This window comes from Rhodococcus sp. 05-2254-2, from assembly GCF_002259095.1.
GTDB lineage: Bacteria > Actinomycetota > Actinomycetes > Mycobacteriales > Mycobacteriaceae > Rhodococcoides.
In genome coordinates this window covers 79,799-96,692 of record NZ_NOZJ01000004.1, presented here as the reverse complement: position 1 = coordinate 96,692, position 16,894 = coordinate 79,799, and the positions used below count along the sequence as shown (strand labels likewise).

Below are 16,894 nucleotides of genomic sequence, written 5' to 3'. Positions count from 1 at the left end.
AGCGTGCTCGAGGTGCAATGATTCCCGCACCGGCCCGTCGAATGTTGGTACGGACCCCCTGGTGGAGAGAATTTAAGATGGTTCACTTTCGCGGTGGCTTTCGCACAGTATTGTCAGCGACAACCGTTCTGATCGTCGCTGCCGGGCTCGCTTTCGGAGTCACGTCCGTCATCACTTCACCCGACCACGTCGTCGGCCCGTCCCGCGCCGAAGCAGCCCCCAACCCACCCGGCGTCGGCATTTCCGACGGCGGCGGATTGCTGTGGGCCTCCGACGCGGAGTTGGACACCACCGTGCAATTCATGACGAGCATGGGCGTCACGTCGATGCGCATCGCCATTCCGTGGTCCACCGTCGAGTACACCCAGAATCAGCTGAACTGGACGGCCGTCGATCGCGTTGTCAACAAGGTTCGAGCAGCGAACATCTCGATGCTGGGCATCATCGCGTACACCCCGCCGTGGGCGACCTCCCCGGTGAATCAACCCATCAACACCCGCCCGGCATCGCCTGCCGCGTTCGGTGATTTCGCCGGTAAGGTCGCCGCCCGCTACAAGGGCAAAGTGGCCGACTACGAGATCTGGAACGAGCCCAACGGGTCGATGTTCTACGGTCCGCAGCCCGACGCGGCCGGCTACACCGCCCTGCTCAAAGCCGCGTACCCCAAGATCAAGGCAGCCGACTCGGCCGCAACCGTCGTCGGCGGAGTCCTCGGCGCAGCCGAACAGGGATGGGGCATCGTCAACCCCGTCGACTTCACCAATCAGATGTACGCCGCAGGTGCGGCAGGTAGTTTCGACGCCCTCTCCTACCACCCGTATCAGTACTCGTTGAAGTTCTCCGAAGGCCCGTACGTCGAACATTCACCGGCCCGGCAGGTCATGGACATGCGCGCGGCCATGGTCGCCAACGGCGACGGCAGCAAGAAGATCTGGGCCACCGAGTACGGCGTTCCCACCTCCGCGGTGTCGGGAGATCAGCAGAACGCGATGATCACCGACTTCATCCAGAAGTGGCGCGAGCTGCCGTACACCGGGCCGATCTTCCTGTACACGCTGCGAGACAAGGCAACCGGCAGCAACGACCCGGAAGACACGTTCGGCCTGCTCGAGAGCAACTGGGGTGCCAAACCGGCCCTGTGGGGCCTGATGGGACTGCTGCAGCAGGGAATCCCACGCACGGCCGAGTACAACCGATTCGCTGCCGCTCCCAACAACTCGGGAGCGGTACTGGGCCCGGTGTTCCCCGTGCGCGATACGTGGGCGCAGTACCGCCAGGATGCGGTTCTCTACGAGATGCCCAACGGCTTCGTCGCCGTTCCTCGCGCTGTGGCCGAATCGATCCGGGCCACCGGATTTCTCCCGACGACGCCGTTCAACGGCACCTACCAGGATTTCGACAGCCCCTTCGGCCTCCGTGTGTTCTCGACCGCCATCGGCGGTACCCACAACATCGGTGGGGGCATCTACAGCGCCTGGGATCCCACCCTGGGGCCCGCAACGAGCGACGAGATGCCGCAGTACGGCGGCGGCGTACGGGTGACGTTCCAGTACGGCGCGATCACCTGGACACCGTACGTTGGAGCGACCGTCACCCGCTGAATAAATTCGATCGACCGATCGTTGATTCGCAAACCGCACGCCCCTTTTGATTGGGTTCGACGCGCCCATTTCTCGGTGCATTCATTGCGGCCACGTTAACTCTGCGCAAAGGCGCGGTTTCGGTTCACCGATCAATTAATTTCGCGTTGTGAACCACCTCACTTAACGCTATCTATTTCCCCCGTAAACGGATATTCATATAGCGCGAACGAATGACTCTTCGTGGCAGGATTATGTCCAGTGTTCGCACGTCTCGTCGGGGGGACGCCTGAAACTCGACGCTCTTGTTGTGCACCGTCGCACGACAGAGCGTCATTCGGCGTTCGGGACATCTCCAGCTCCACTCGAGTACGGACCGACACGATGGGTAGCTCATGAAGACGGATAGTGTTGTGTCACATTCAAGTTCGGCCATCGGTATTCAGGTGGCAGCATGACCGACGGCCTCCGCGTCGCGATCGCGCACGACTACCTCACCCAACGCGGCGGAGCCGAGAAGGTCGTCCTCGCCATGGCCCGCGCCTTTCCCGAGGCGCCCATCTACACGACGCTCTTCGAACCGTCGACGACGTTCCCCGAGTTCTCCGAACTCGACGTGCGCCCGTCGACGTTGAACCGGATCGGTTTCCTGCGCAAGAATCACCGGGCCGCACTTCCGCTGCTGCCCTTCGCCTCCTCGTCCATCGAGATCGACGCCGATGTGGTCCTCACCAGCACCAGCGGCTGGGCACACGGTTTTCACACCTCCGGCCGCAAGCTCGTCTACTGCTATTCACCTGCGCGTTGGCTGTACGAATCGCAGATGTATCTGGGTGAAAGCCGCAGCCCGACCAAACGTGTTGCGCTCAAGGCTCTCTCGTGGCCGCTACGCCAGTGGGACCGGCGAGCCGCACTGTCGGCGGATCGCTACCTCGCCATCTCCACCGTGATACAGCAGCGCATCACCGACGCCTACGGCATCCGATCCACGGTGGTGCCGGCTCCGTTCACGGTCGAGGCCGCCCCCGCGGAGGCCGTGTCAGAGGCAGTGAGCTGGCTCGACGGCGGCGGCTACTACCTCTGCATCTCCAGGCTGCTGCCGTACAAGAATGTCGACAAGGTGATGGCCGCGTTCGCCGGAACCGACCGCAAGTTGATCGTCGTCGGCCGCGGTCCCGAGGCCGACCGGTTGCGAAAGCTCAAGTCCGACAACGTTCTCATGCTCAGTGATCTGACTTCGGGACAGATGACCTGGCTCTATCGAGGCTGTAACGGTTTGATCGCCGCAAGCTATGAAGATTACGGATTGACCCCCATCGAAGCGGGTTACCACGGCAAGCCCAGCGCCGTGCTCCGCTGGGGCGGCTTCCTCGACACGGTCGAGGAAGGCATCACAGGGGTGTACTTCGATCAGCCACAACCGGATTCGATTCGCGACGCGGTCACCGCTCTCGAACGGACGGCCTGGGAACCACTGAAGATTCAGGCACACGTGGAGCAGTTCAGTGAAGAACGCTTTGCCGCCGAACTCATTTCCGCAGTATCCGAGATCAATGCAGAACGAATCGAGAGGACGGCGTCGCGATGAACAAGCGCGCTTTGATCACCGGCATCACCGGACAGGACGGCCTCTATCTCGCAGAGTTGCTGCTGAGCAAGGGGTACAAGGTGTTCGGTCTGCTTCGCGGACAGAACAATCCGAAAGCCCTGATGCTGGAGCGAGTACTACCTCAGGTCGAGATTCTGCACGGGGACCTACTCGACCTGTCGGCGCTGATGCGCGCATTCGCCGTGGCCGATCCCGACGAGGTCTACAACCTCGGAGCCGTCTCCTTCGTGGCGTACTCCTGGGAGAACGCCCGCCTCACCACCGACGTCACCGGCGGCGGAGTGCTGAACATGCTCGAATCCACCCGGTTGTACGAGCAGGTGGCGGGCAAGCAGGTTCGCTTCTACCAAGCCTCCAGCTCCGAGATGTTCGGCAAGGTGCAGCAGGTGCCCCAGCGTGAGGAAACACTGCTGTGGCCACGCTCGCCCTACGGCGTCGCCAAGGTCTACGGCCACTACATGACCATCAACTACCGCGAGTCCTACGACATGCACGCCAGCTCCGGAATTCTCTTCAACCACGAATCGCCGCGCCGTGGACCGGAATTCGTGACGCGAAAGGTCTCCCAGGCCGTCGCACGCATCGCCCTCGGGCTGCAGAGCGAGATCTCGCTGGGCAACCTCGACGCCAAGCGCGACTGGGGATTCGCCGGCGACTACGTCGAGGCCATGTACTTGATGCTGCAGCAGGACCAGGCCGACGACTACGTCATCTCCACCGGTGAGACCCACTCGATTCGCGAACTCCTCGACCACGCATTCGCCGCCGTCGACATCGACGACTGGGAGCCCTACGTCAAGATCGACCCGCGCTTCCTGCGGCCCGCCGAAGTCGACCTGCTCGTCGGCGATTCGTCGAAAGCACATGCTGCTCTTGGCTGGAAGCCCAAGGTCGCCTTCCCCGAACTGGTGACGATGATGGTGCACAACGACCTCGCCGAACAGTCCCCCGACACCGTCAAGATCGCGTGAACACCGGGCCCCACCCCACCGCTCTGATCACCGGAGTGGCGGGCCAGGACGGCAGCTACCTCGCCGAACTTCTACTCGGCCGCGGCTGGGCAGTGCACGGCGTTGCCAAGCCTGGCGGGACCCACCACTCGGTGAACCCACACGTCGTTCAGCACGAGACCAACCTGAGCGACCACCGAGCCGCCACGGCACTGATCACCGAAACCGACCCCGACTACGTCTTCCACCTCGCCGGAATCTCCTCGGTCTGGCGATCGTGGAACGACCCGGTACTGACCACCAGGGTCAACGGCGTCTCCGCAGCAGCCTTGCTCGATGCCTGCTTCACCCACCAGGAGGCGTCGGGAAAGCGGATCGTGATGGTCAACGCTTCGAGTGCCGAGATCTTCGCCGGATCCGGTGTCTCACTGCAGAGCGAGGCGACGCGCATCGCACCCACCTCGCCCTACGGTGCGTCGAAGGCGCTCAGTCACCACATGGTCGATGTCTATCGATCACGCGGGCTCGAGGCCACCAATGCCATTCTCTACAACCACGAGTCACCGCGGCGGCCGGAATCCTTCGTCACCCGGAAGATCAGCAAGGCCGCGGTCGCCATCTCGCGAGGGAACCAGACCATGCTCGAACTGGGAAACCTCACGGCGGTGCGCGATTGGGGCTGGGCCCCGGACTACGTGGACGCGATGGCGGCCATGGCCGAGTACGGCAAGGGTGACGACTTCGTGATCGCCACCGGACAGGCCCACAGCGTCGCGGACTTCGTGTCCACCGCCTTCGAGGCGGTGGGCATCGACAATTGGCGTGACTACGTGCGCAGCGATTCCGAGATGCTCAGACCGACCGATTCGGCCAGAATGGTCGGCGACGCCTCCAAGGCCCGCACCCTGCTGGGCTGGGAACCGACGAAGACTTTCGATCAGGTGGTCCGGGCAATGATCGAGTTCGACATGACGGAGGAGATTGCAGCATGACAGCGGTGGAGAAGCCCGAGAACGAGATCTACGACGTCTCGAACTACAAGATGCAGGACATCACGTTCAAGCGAAAGTTGCGCAATCGCATCGGCACACTCGGCTTCAACATGATCGTCACCTACATTCCGTCACACTGGATTCGGCAGAACTTCCTGCGCGCCTTCGGTGCCACGATCGGCAAGGACACCTCGATCTTCCGCGGCACCACCATCCTCGATCCCGAGGGGCTCACCATCGGTGACGCCTGCGCCATCGGGTTCCGGTGCATGCTCGACGCCCGCGGCGGAATCACCATCGGCAGCAACGTCGTCATCGCCAGCGATACCCACATCATCGGCGGCTACCACGATCACAACTCTCCCGAGTTCACCCCGATCCTCGAACCCTGCGTCATCGGCGACTACGTCTGGATCGCCAGTCGCAGCACCCTTCTCAGTGGCGTGACCCTCGGCCGCGGAGCCGTCGTCGGTGGTTGCTCGATGGTGCGCGCGGATGTCGGCGAACTCGAAGTGGTCGCCGGTGTACCCGCAAAAGTGCGAGCGATGCGCGATCCCGAGGCACTCGCCTACCGCCCCAAGTATCGGCCGCTGTTCTACTGATGATCCTGCGTGACTGCCGACTCGTCTACGTCGCCCCCCGATCCGGGGTGGGCGGCGTGGGCGACTATGCCGACGACTTCGCCGACGCCGTTCGGCCACACTTCGCCGAGGTGATCGAGTATCGCCACGAAGGACCCGGATCGCATTCGGCGCGCGATATTCTGCGCCACCGCAACGCGATTCAAGAACTCGTCGACGCCGACCCGGGCCGTGTCATCGTGCACTGCGAACTGAGCGGCGGCTCGGTGATGCCGTTCTGGGCAACCGCCCGGCTCACCGGTAACCCGGTGGTGACCGCGACGGTGCACGACCCGCCCGGACTGGTCTGGTGGCCCGCCCGAACCAAATTTCTCGCGGGCAAGAAGGTGCTCAATCACGGCCTGCACTATCCACTTCGGTCGGCATGGCGGGCACTCGAACGCCGGATAGCCGGTACCCGAACGCTGTTCGCACTGACCCGCTCCGGTGCCGACTCCCTCGCGCGTGTGTATCCCGACGCCACAGCCAAGGCCAGTGCCCTCTTCGTTCCCGCGCGCCCTGATATAGAGCCTGCCGAGGAGCGGCCGCTGGCGGTCGGTCTCTTCGGATTGGTCTATCGCGGCAAGGGTTTCGATCAGATCCAGCAACTCCGTGACAGTCTCCCCCGCGACATCGCGATCCGCATCGCCGGACGGGGAACCGAACTGCTCGACCCCGTCGACGGCGTGGAGATCCTCGGCGAGGTGAACGGACCGGACGAGGACGCCTTCTTCGGGTCCATCCGCGCACTCGTTCTGCCCTACGGCAAACGGAGTATCTACGGAGATGCATTCCCCGCATCCTCGGTGGTGACGCGAGCGATCGCGTATCAGACCCCGGTGACCTGCTTGAAGGTCGGCGCTCTCGCCGAGTCCGACAGCGGAGCCCTGGTGGTCGACGGTGGTGTCGCCGAACTCGCCGACGCCACCGCCGACCTCATCACCGATCCCATTGCGCTGGGCAAACTTCGACGCGAGGTCGAGGCGCTTCGCATCTCCCACACCGCAGAGCTCGTCGTCGAGGACTTCGTCTCCGTGTGGGCGGCGCAATGAACGCCAATCTGCTCAAGGCCGGGGTCGCTGCCCTGTGGACCTACGGCGGCCGCGGCATCGGCCTGCTGTGGACCATCGCGCTGATCGCCAAGCTGGGGATCTCCGACTACGGCCAGTACGCGATGGCCTTCGCCCTCGCCGCGATCATCGCAGCACCACTCGATCACCCCTTCACCGTGCGCTCGATCCGCGTGAGCGAACGAGAGTTCCTGGGCGAGCGCACCACTCGCGTGCTCGTCGGTGCCCTACTCATCGTCGGCGGCCTGTGCCTGGTTCAGGTGAACTACATCGCCTGGTTCGCCCTGGTGATCGGCGGCGGCGAGCTGGTGTTCAACGCCTACAAGAGCAGAGCGCTGCGCGACGGCCGCCCCGACCTCACCCAGCGATGGGACACCACCCGCCAAGCCACCTCCATCGCCCTCGCGACGGCCTACCTCTTCGCTGTGCCCGACGCCACGCTGACCGTTGCCAGCCTGCTCTATGCCGCACCGTATTTCGTCATCGCCGTGCTGGCCGCGATACGAACGCGCGTTGCAGCGCCGCGCATCCCCGGATCCTGGCGCGAGATCTCGATGCTGTTCTCGGAGAACCTCGCCAACGCGGTCTACATCCAGGGCGACGTGCTGCTGCTCGGCTTCCTCACCGACTCCACCATCGCCGGCTACTACTCCGTCGCAGCAGTGACGGCCTGGGCGGTGGCCTTCATCGGCCAGGCCTTCGGCAATACCTTCCACGAGAAGCTCCGCGCAGCAGACGGACTCGTCAGCGCCGGACCGGCCCTGAAGCACACCGCCGTTCTCGGCTGCGCCGCCGGCTCACTGCTCCTGGTGGCCGGACTCCTGCTCTTCTTCACCCCGGCGTCCCCGCAGATCGCGGGTGCACTGGTGGTGATGTCGCTGTTCGTGGTGATGCGAGTGATGAACCACGTGTTCACCACGGTGCTCTACCTGCAGCACCGCGACCGCACCCGAGTGCTGGCAGCAGCGACGCTGGCACCGCTGAAGATGGTTCTCGTCCTGTGCCTGTTCCCCTTCGGTGCCGTCGGCGCGGCCGTGGCCTCGGTGATCACCGACGCGGTACTGCTCGTCTGGTTCATGCGCGCCCTGTACCGGGCTCCAGTGAAAGAAGAAGTGACGCAATGAGACGCGCGACCTTCCTGCTGTCCAAGGACCCCGTCACCGAGCACGGCGGCGATATCGCGCTGTCTCGCTTGATGATTCAGCTCGCGCGTGAGGCGTTCGAGGTGCGTTCGATCTGCCTGTCCAAGGAGACCGACGTGGCCCCCGACGTGGTACGCGTCCCCAAGCCGACAGTCGACGTGGGGTTGCTGATGAAGTCCGTCCGACCGACGCGCTCGGTGGTGCACGGACGATACGACGTCGACGCCTTCCGCGACGCCATCGACGCCTCCACCTCCGATGTGTATGTGGCCGAACACAGTTACATGGCGGAATCGTTCCTCCGCTCGACCAAGCTGGGGTCGCCGTTCGCGATCAACACCGTCAACACCGAGTCGCAGGTGTGGAAGGTGACGCGCGGACTGATCGGCCGCCTCGAAGCACCACGCATCCTGCGGGACGAGATTCGCGTCGCTCGTGCGGCAGATGCCGTCGGGACCTACGATGCCGACGAGGCACAGATGTACCGGAGCAAAGGGGTCCGCGACGCCCGATGGATCGACCTCACTCTCGAACCCGCGCCGCAGCTGGACCTGTCCGAGACCGCGAAACGCCTGGTGTTCATGGGGACTCGTGATTGGCCGCCGAACCAGGAAGCCTTCAAGATCGCACTTGAATACTGGCCGGCGATCTCCGCGGGCATCGACGGTGCCGAACTGTGCATCATCGGCGCGAAGGCCCCGGGTGCCAAGGATCCCGTCTACCCTGCCGGAGTTCGCGATCTCGGCTTCGTCGACGACCTGCAGGAATTCCTCGGTACGTGCCGAGCCCTGATCGCCCCGGTCGCCACCGGCGGCGGTGTACGCGTCAAGATCCTCGACGCCGCCAGCAAAGGACTGCCCGTCGTCGGGACCTCGGCGGCCGTCGGATCGCTCGACTCGATCTTCGAGCTGCCGACGTTCGACGACAAAGAGGAGTTCGTCGCCGAATGCCGCCGCTATCTGCTCGACCGCACCGCCGCCGTCAAAGCCGGAGAGCGAATCTACGAGCTGAACACCGCCCGCTGGAACGACCGCGTACCCCATTCCACCGTCGAAGCACTGATCAGCGCCCCGCTGACGAGCACCTTAGGATGATCGCCATGACCCTCCGCTCCCGTCTGCTCGCCGTTGCTGCAGCCGCCGCGATCGCTCTCGGCCTCTCCACACCCGTCGCACATGCGGCACCGGCCGACCTGGGCTTCACCGGTGGCGCACCGTTTCTGACGCTCGACGACGCCACGCTGAACAACGAACTCGGTGCCGGACGCGATATCGGTGCGTCGTGGGTACGGGTGGTGGTGAACTGGGCGGCAATCGAGACGGCGCCGGGTGTATTCGATTGGGGCAACACCGATCGCGTGATCAATGCCGCGATAGCACAGGGCTATTCGGTACTGGCTGTGCTGGGCGGAACCCCGGGATGGGCGCAGGGCGGCATCGCCTCACCACTGCCCGGTGCAGTTCCGTTGGATCCCAATGCCTTCGGCGCATTCGCCGGTGCGGCCGCAGCACATCTCGGTGAGCGCGTCGACCACTACGAGGTGTGGAACGAGCCCAACATCCCGACCTTCTTCGCCCCCGTCGATGCGGTCCGCTACACGAACATGCTGCGCGCGGCGTATCCCGCAATCCACAACACCGACGCCGGAGCCACTGTGCTGAGCGCCGGGTTGGCGACAACGGTGGATTTGGGAGCATGGACCGTCGCGCCGGTGACCTTCTTGCAGCAAATGTATGCCGCCGGAGCAGGCGGATTCATGGACGCAGTCGCCATGCACCCCTACACCTTCCCCTTCACCGTCGAGAACGACCCCAACGGTCAATGGGCACAGGTGGATCAGGCCTACGGCACGATGGTGGCCAACGGCGACGGTGGCAAGAAGATCTGGATCACCGAACTGGGCGCACCCACCGGAAACGGGCCGATGGCCGTCACCGAGGATGCGCAGGCCGCAATCATCGGCTCGAGCCTGGCCAAGGCGTCGTCGCTCCCGTACGTGGGCCCGATATTCGTGCATTCCCTGCGTGACTCGGGCACCAACCTCGCCGATTCCGAACAGAACTACGGACTACTGCGCTCGGACTTCAGCGCCAAGCCCGCATTCGACGTGGTGCGGGGTTCGTAACGGTCATCCTGTGCAGGCATGGAACAACGTTCCAGTTGTGACAGGATCTGCGCATGACGAACACGAAGCCTGCATCCGCTCGACGTTCCGATGCTCTGTCGAAACAACGCATCGTGCAGGCAGCGATCGAGACGCTCGACGAGGGTGGCACCGACGCTTTGACGTTTCGCACCCTCGCCGCACGTCTGTCGACAGGCCCCGGAGCGCTGTATCACCACGTCGGAAACAGGGATGATCTGCTCGCGGCATCGGCCGAAACCGTCATGGCATCGGTCCTCGAATCACCGCCGGAGAACGGTGCGGCAGAACCTGGTGTTCGCGGCCTGATGATGAGGGTCTTCGACTTGATCACCACGCGACCATGGGTGGCCACGCAACTCTCCGCCGCTCAGTGGCAGCCTGCCGTTTTGCATCTCTTCGACCGCATCGGCACCGAGCTCGACGCACACGGAGTTCCGCACAGTGCGCAGTTCGACGCCGCTTCAGTGCTTCTGTTCCACGCGATCGGGGTTGCAAGTCAGCGCGATGCCGGCATGCAACTGGCCGCCACGGTGACGGACCGCTCGGCATTCCTCGACTCCACACGCGCAGCGGTGACGGACACCGGCGACTATCCGTTCCTCACCCGGATTGCGTCGCAATTCGCTGGCCACGACGACAGAGAGCAGTTTCAGGCCGGTCTCGACATAATCCTGGCCGGCATCGGCCGCGGCTGAGCCGAACCAAATCCACCACGCCCGTCTCTGCCCCTGTTGACATCTTTGGAACACTGTTCCATTCTTACCTGGAACAGTGTTCCAACGACGGGCGGAGACATCCATGAGTACATCCATCACGATCATCGGTGCAGGACTCGGAGGCCTGGTCCTGGCACGCGTACTGCACGTTCACGGAATCGCCGCCACGGTGTACGAGGCCGATGCCACGGCCGGCGCTCGCACACAGGGCGGACAGCTCGACATCCACGAGCGCGACGGGCAGGTCGCACTTGCCGCGGCCGGGCTCACCGCGCAGTTCCGCGCCATCATTCACGAGGGAGGCGAAGCGACCCGCGTACTGAACCCGAACGGCGAGGCTCTGTTCGACGAACCCGATGACGGCACCGGAGGTCGACCGGAGGTGCTGCGCGGGGACCTGCGACGCATTCTGCTCGACTCACTGCCGGCCGACACCGTTCAGTGGGGGCACAAGCTCACCTCCGTACGCCCACTGGGCAATGGGCAACACGAAATCGAGTTCGAGAACGGAACCACCACCGTCAGCGAATTGCTCGTCGGTGCCGACGGCGCATGGTCACGAATCCGACCCTTGCTCTCCGCCGCCGTCCCCGAATACGTGGGTACCGTCTTCATCGAAACCTACCTCCACGACGTGGACGATCGGCACCCCGCCACAGCCCGCGCAGTCGGAGGTGGTGCGATGTTCGCCCTCAGCCCGGGTAAGGGGCTCACCGTGCACCGTGAGGTCGGCGGCATCCTGCACACGTACGTTCAGCTCAACCGCAGCACCGATTGGATCGACGCGATCGACTTCACCGATACGGCTTCCGCCAAAGCAACGGTCGCAGCCGAGTTCGATGGGTGGGCACCGGAATTGACGGCGTTGATCACCGACGGAGAGACCGCGCTGGTTCCCCGGAGGATCTTCACGCTGCCCAACGACCACCGCTGGGAACACAACTCGGGAGTGACGCTGCTGGGCGACGCCGCGCACCTGATGCCGCCTTCGGGAGACGGCGCGAATCTGGCGATGTTCGACGGTACCGAACTCGGTCGCGCAATCGCCGATCACCGCGGCGACCTAGACGCAGCCCTGTCGGCCTACGAGGATGCCATGTTCACCCGAAGCGGGGCGGTGGCAATCGAGGCACATGCAACGCTGGAACTGTGCCTCGGGGAACAATCCCCCTATGGGCTGATCGACCTGATCGCCGGCGTCACCAACGGCGTGTGATCACTTGTCGCCGAGTGTATTTCTGCGTTGACGGTGATCGGCGACATTGATTCGGTTGCCGCACAGATCCGGCATGCAATAGCGTCGTCGGCCGCCGCGACTGACATCGACGAACACTCTGTTGCACGTCGGTGACACCCCGATCCTCGTCGTGGACCCGAACAGACTGGGACCTGACTGTCCGCATTCGTTCATGATGTACCGGTGCCGACTACCGATCCGTTCCACGCACTCGTTCTGATGAACGCAGTGTTCGCCTCAGCAGCATGGTGTCTGGCCAAGCCTTCGTGGCCCGCAGCGATATCACTGAGCGTTGCCTCGGTGCTGTGGCTGTTCTTCAACGCCCCTATCGAAGGCGCAGTGTTGTACGTGGTCGACGCAGACAGAGGGTTGACCGAATCCGACTTCCTCACGGTCGCTGGGGTGATCCTGGCCGGGGTGACTGTTGCCAGAGTCCGGCGCGGCCGGCGATCCGACGCTCAATCCGCCGCGATCGCGCTGTGGCAACCGGCGCGAATGTGCGCGCGCATGATGGCCTCGACCCACTCCTCGTCCTTGTACTCCAACGCGTCGACGATCTCGAGGTGATGGGCGGCGCTGCGTGAGATCTCCTTCGGTGAGTACTTCCGAAAGGTTCGTGCTGCGACAAGGGGTTTGAGCAAAGCGATGGCCATCTCGGCCATTCGTGCGTTGGGACACTTCGACAGGATCGCCGTGTGGAAGGCGTTGTTCAGGCTCGCGATCTCCGTCGTGTCGGCGGCCTCGACGACGATGTCCTGCATCCGCTGCGCCGTGCGACGCAAGTCAGCCAGTTCCTCGGCCGAGAAGTGCCCCGTCGCAAGTTTGGCGGCATGCGGCTCCAGCAGCGAGCGGGACGAATAGATCGCCTCGACGGTGTCTCGGGTGAACTCGGTGACCCGGGCTCCCTTGTTCTTCTCCATCGTGACCACACCCGTGGTGGCGAGAGTGGCGAGCGCTTCGCGCACCGGAGTGCGGCTGACCCCCAGCCGCCCGGCGAGCTCGGCCTCGTTGAGCTTCTCGCCCGGGCTGTAGAGCCCGGAGATGAGCAGGTCGAGAATCTTGTCGCTCAGCTCGGACACGGTAGGTGCCTGGTTGTCGGGGGTGTTCTCACACGGGCCATTGTGCATCAGCGAGCTGTTGACGGGTGCCACCTCGGGAGACGAACGAGTACGACGGTGTGCCGGTGTACCCCTCGCTCGTTCGCACCATCGCCAGGTAGGTCTCGAGGTCGATGCCCGTCTCGATTCCAAGCGAATCCAACAGGGCCACCACGTCCTCCATCGGCGCGTTGCCGAGGACGGACGGGTCGCCGGGGAACCACATGTCTCCGCCGAGGCCGCCGAAGGACGCCTCGATCCAGTCGGCTCCCGCGGACAGGCTCGCCAACGCGTTGACGGTGCCGAAGCCGTTGCGGTTGTGCAGATGCACCCCCACCGGGATGGTGGGATGACGGCTCTTGACGCGTCGGACACCGTCGTAGAACTCGTTCGGGGTTTCCACCCCACTGGTACCCGCCAGATACAACGAGTCGGCTCCGGCGTCGACCACTCGCTCGACCACCGCGTCGAGTTGGGCAGTGTCGATCGCGCCGTGGCAGGGCGCGAAGAACGCGGTCGCCACTGCGGCGCTGACCTTCTTCCCGGACAGGTGCCCCTGGGCGACGATCGCGGCGAAATCGTGCAGCAACTGCTCGGGCGTCGAATTCTGATTCTTCGCGGCCATGTCCCGGTCGACCGGGATGATCGCGACGATCTCCTCGATCTGCGTCTCGCAAGCCCGTTGTGCACCGCGAACATTGGGCACCAACGCCTTGTAGTGAACCCCGTCTCTGCGCGGCGCTTCCTCGATGATTCGCTCGGCATCGCTGAACTGTGGCAACACTTTCGGATGCGCGAAGGACGTGATCTCGACGGTGGTCACACCGGAATCGAGAATGCCGTGGAGCAATTCGAGTTTGTGATCGGTACCGACGAACTGCGATACCGCCTGCAGGCCGTCCCGCAGGCCGACCTCCACCAACCTCGCGCTCGTGGGCAAACCGTCGAACACCATCAGATGATCCCGTCGGCGCGGAAGGCATCGATGGCGTCGCGCGTGAATTCGCCGACGGCAGTGAGTACTTCGTCGGTGTGTTCGCTGAGCGCAGGGCCGGGCCAGCGCACCGATCCGTCGGTACGACTGAGCCGGGGGAACGTGTTCTGCATCGGCACCTCCCCCAGAGTGGGATGCGGGGTGGTGATGATGCTCTTGCGGGCGATGAACTGCTCGTCACCCAACATGTCCTCGGGTCGGTAGATCTTGCCGACAGGAACCGAATGCGCCAGCAGCAGCTCTTCGAGTGCGCGCGCATCGTGCTGAACGGTGAACTTCCCGACCATCGCGTCGAGTTGTTCCTGCCGTTCCCCGCGGGCACCGTGCGTGCTGAACTGCGGGTCGGTGGCCAACTCCGGCATCCCCATTGCCTCGGCGAGACGCGCGAACACCGTATTCTGATTGGCTGCGATCAACACCCAACCGCCGTCGGCGGTGGGATAGACGTTGCTGGGCGCAACATTGGGCAGAATGGCACCGCTGCGTTCACGCTGATAGCCCGAGATGACCCACTCCGGCACGATCGATTCCATGATGCCAAGGACGGCCTCGTAGATTGCCGAGTCCACCACTTGTCCACGGCCACTGCGAGTTCGCTCGTACACCGCGCCGAGCGTCCCGATGGCGGCGAACACCGCGGCCAAGGTATCGCCGATCGAGATTCCGACGCGTGAGGGCGGCGTCGAAGGATCGCCGACGACGTAACGCAGTCCGCCCATCGCCTCACCGATCGAGCCGTAGCCGGCGCGCGAGGAATACGGGCCGGTCTGGCCGAATCCCGAGACCCGGGCCAGAATCAAGCCTGGATTGTCGGCGGCGAGCGTGTCGTAGCCCAGCCCCCACCGCTCCAACGTTCCCGGGCGGAAGTTCTCGACAACGATGTCGGACCGGGAGATCAATGTTCGGGCGATGCCCTGCCCCTCGGGAGTACGCAGATTCACCGTCACCGACTTCTTGTTGCGACCTACGACCGACCACCACAGCGATTCACCCTGAGGACGCGTCCGGCCCCACTCACGCAGTGGGTCTCCGGTTCCCGGCTGTTCGAGTTTGATCACCTCGGCACCGAGGTCTCCCAGGATCTGCCCACAGAACGGCCCGGCGACCAACTGACCCATCTCGATGACGCGCAGGCCCTGGAGGGGGCCGGTGGACGCCGGACGAGGGGTGCTCGGCTCGTTGGTGGCTCGGTCGTCGACAGTCACAACTTCTCCTCTATTGCATGCAATTGGTACTCGATAGGCGCGCTCTGGCCATTTCTACCAGGCTTATGGGAACAGGTGCATACAATCATGTTGACGCAGTGACCCACAACACATAACGTAGCGCTAGCTCGATCCCCTCGTCGTGCACCGAAAATTCAGGAGAACACGTTGACGTCAGCCCGACCGACCGAATCCGAAGTCGTCACCGAGGACGGCGAACGCTCGTCGGACATGAACTCGACCCTCGGCCTACCGATGCGCTGGTTCGTCCCGATGGCTTTGGTCATCGTGGTGCTGGCGTATCTGTTCACCCCCGCGGAAGGGATGACGGCGGGCTTCGCCACCACGATGGCCCTCGGCGGCCTACTGATGGTGATCGGCAATGCGATCCCCGGGTTCAACCGCATCGGTGGCGGCGTCATCCTCACCATCCTGATTCCGGCCGTGCTGTTCAGCTACAACCTGATGCCCGAGCGCACCGCCACGGCGATCGACGACTTCTACACGCTGTCCGCATTCGGTGAATTCGTCGTCGCGGCGCTGATCGTCGGCAGCATCCTCGGTATGGACCGCTCGCTGCTGATCAAGGCAGGCTCGCGGATCATCGTGCCGATCGTCGCGACCATTGCCGTGTGCTTCGCACTGTTCGGCCTCATCGGGCAGCTCACCGGATACGGCCTGGGCAAGATGCTGTTCTACGTCGTCGGGCCGGTACTGGGCGGAGGCGTTGCGGCAGGTGCCATTCCGATCTCGGAGGTCATCGCACAGAACAGCGGCGGCAACGCGACCGACTACCTGTCGATGCTCGTGCCCGCCGTCGTGGTGGCCAATACCGTCTGCATCATCGCGGCCGGTGGCTTGGCATGGCTCGGGCGGCGCAAGCCGAACCTGTTCCCCCGCTTCAACGGCAACGGCGAACTGGCAGTCAAGAAATCGAAAATGATCGTGCCGGTGGGCAAGGCCATCTCCTCGGCCGATGCCGTGCGCAGCTCCATCATCGGATTGTTCACGGCCGGAATGCTGTTCATGATCGCCGACGCCCTGTCCTTCTACGTTCCGTCGATCCACAGCTATGTCTTCTTGATCGTGTTGTGCGCCATCGCGAAGATCTTCTTGCCCATCCCCGACTTCCTGGTTCAGGGTGCCGATATCTGGTACAAACTCGTCGCCAACGCCTTCATCCCTGCCATTCTGGTGGCCGTGAGCATCGTGGCGATCGACTTCAAGCAGGTGCTCAGCCTGCTCAACGACCCGGTGTACATGTTCTCCACCATCGCAGTCGTGTTCGTCGCCCTCTTCGCTGCTGGATTCGTGGGTTGGCTGGTGCATCTCCACTTCATCGAATCGGCGATCTCGGGCGGACTGGGTTTGGCCGACTTCGGCTCGAGCGGTGACCTGGCAGTACTGGGTGCCGCCGATCGACTGGAACTGCTTCCCTTCCTGTCCATCTCCTCACGCATCGGTGGCGGTCTGGTTGTGCTGACCCTGTCGCTTCTGGGGCCCATCGTGTTGTGACGCGTGCCGGGACAGCGCCGA

The 16,894-nt window shown here is 63.9% G+C and carries 16 protein-coding genes; 12 read left to right on the top strand and 4 right to left on the bottom strand.

What is annotated here, in order from left to right:
* Positions 1–110 precede the first annotated feature (110 nt).
* From CH283_RS06530 to CH283_RS06480, 11 genes are all read left to right on the top strand, one after another.
* A complete protein-coding gene (locus tag CH283_RS06530) occupies positions 111–1,601 on the top strand; it encodes a cellulase family glycosylhydrolase (protein ID WP_255183111.1) in 1,491 nt (496 codons plus the stop codon).
* Between the two features lie 433 nt (positions 1,602–2,034).
* Positions 2,035–3,168 (top strand): glycosyltransferase, encoded by a 1,134-nt coding sequence (locus CH283_RS06525; RefSeq protein ID WP_094640658.1) that lies wholly within the window; start codon positions 2,035–2,037, stop codon positions 3,166–3,168.
* On the top strand, positions 3,165–4,160 hold the full coding sequence (locus CH283_RS06520) for a GDP-mannose 4,6-dehydratase (protein ID WP_094640657.1): 996 nt from the start codon (positions 3,165–3,167) through the stop codon (positions 4,158–4,160). Before CH283_RS06525 ends, CH283_RS06520 begins: the two co-directional genes overlap by 4 nt.
* Entirely contained in the window at positions 4,157–5,131 is a 975-nt protein-coding gene (locus CH283_RS06515; RefSeq protein WP_176460179.1) for a GDP-mannose 4,6-dehydratase, read from the top strand. Before CH283_RS06520 ends, CH283_RS06515 begins: the two co-directional genes overlap by 4 nt.
* Positions 5,128–5,733 carry an acyltransferase gene (locus CH283_RS06510; RefSeq protein WP_094640655.1) on the top strand — a complete coding sequence of 202 codons (606 nt, stop codon included), beginning with the start codon at positions 5,128–5,130 and terminating at the stop codon, positions 5,731–5,733. Before CH283_RS06515 ends, CH283_RS06510 begins: the two co-directional genes overlap by 4 nt.
* Positions 5,733–6,803, top strand: coding sequence for a glycosyltransferase (locus CH283_RS06505; protein ID WP_255183110.1), 1,071 nt, complete (start codon positions 5,733–5,735; stop codon positions 6,801–6,803). Before CH283_RS06510 ends, CH283_RS06505 begins: the two co-directional genes overlap by 1 nt.
* Positions 6,800–7,945: a polysaccharide biosynthesis C-terminal domain-containing protein gene (locus CH283_RS06500; RefSeq protein ID WP_094640854.1), complete on the top strand. Its 1,146-nt coding sequence runs from the start codon at positions 6,800–6,802 to the stop codon at positions 7,943–7,945. Before CH283_RS06505 ends, CH283_RS06500 begins: the two co-directional genes overlap by 4 nt.
* Complete coding sequence (locus CH283_RS06495; protein WP_094640654.1) at positions 7,942–9,057, top strand: glycosyltransferase; 1,116 nt, start codon at positions 7,942–7,944, stop codon at positions 9,055–9,057. Before CH283_RS06500 ends, CH283_RS06495 begins: the two co-directional genes overlap by 4 nt.
* Before the next feature lie 5 nt (positions 9,058–9,062).
* Positions 9,063–10,088 (top strand): hypothetical protein, encoded by a 1,026-nt coding sequence (locus tag CH283_RS06490; protein WP_094640853.1) that lies wholly within the window; start codon positions 9,063–9,065, stop codon positions 10,086–10,088.
* A gap of 53 nt (positions 10,089–10,141) precedes the next feature.
* Entirely contained in the window at positions 10,142–10,804 is a 663-nt protein-coding gene (locus CH283_RS06485) for a TetR/AcrR family transcriptional regulator (RefSeq protein WP_094640653.1), read from the top strand.
* A 103-nt stretch (positions 10,805–10,907) separates the two neighbouring features.
* Entirely contained in the window at positions 10,908–12,041 is a 1,134-nt protein-coding gene (locus tag CH283_RS06480; RefSeq protein WP_094640652.1) for an FAD-dependent oxidoreductase, read from the top strand.
* Here CH283_RS06480 and CH283_RS06475 read toward each other — a convergent pair whose 3' ends face one another.
* The 4 genes from CH283_RS06475 to CH283_RS06455 form a co-directional block, all read right to left on the bottom strand.
* Positions 12,042–12,236, bottom strand: a complete 195-nt coding sequence (locus tag CH283_RS06475; RefSeq protein WP_373557651.1) for a CGNR zinc finger domain-containing protein — start codon at positions 12,234–12,236, stop codon at positions 12,042–12,044.
* Positions 12,237–12,520: 284 nt separating this feature from the next.
* Entirely contained in the window at positions 12,521–13,141 is a 621-nt protein-coding gene (locus tag CH283_RS06465; protein ID WP_094640852.1) for a GntR family transcriptional regulator, read from the bottom strand.
* 28 nt (positions 13,142–13,169) lie between these two features.
* Complete coding sequence (locus CH283_RS06460; RefSeq protein ID WP_094640651.1) at positions 13,170–14,114, bottom strand: pyruvate carboxyltransferase; 945 nt, start codon at positions 14,112–14,114, stop codon at positions 13,170–13,172.
* Positions 14,114–15,358, bottom strand: a complete 1,245-nt coding sequence (locus CH283_RS06455) for a CaiB/BaiF CoA transferase family protein (RefSeq protein WP_068049370.1) — start codon at positions 15,356–15,358, stop codon at positions 14,114–14,116. The genes CH283_RS06460 and CH283_RS06455 overlap by 1 nt, the downstream gene beginning before the upstream one ends.
* A gap of 168 nt (positions 15,359–15,526) precedes the next feature.
* Here CH283_RS06455 and CH283_RS06450 point away from each other — a divergent pair, with 168 nt between their 5' ends.
* Entirely contained in the window at positions 15,527–16,873 is a 1,347-nt protein-coding gene (locus CH283_RS06450) for a 2-hydroxycarboxylate transporter family protein (protein WP_255183109.1), read from the top strand.
* Positions 16,874–16,894 lie beyond the last annotated feature (21 nt).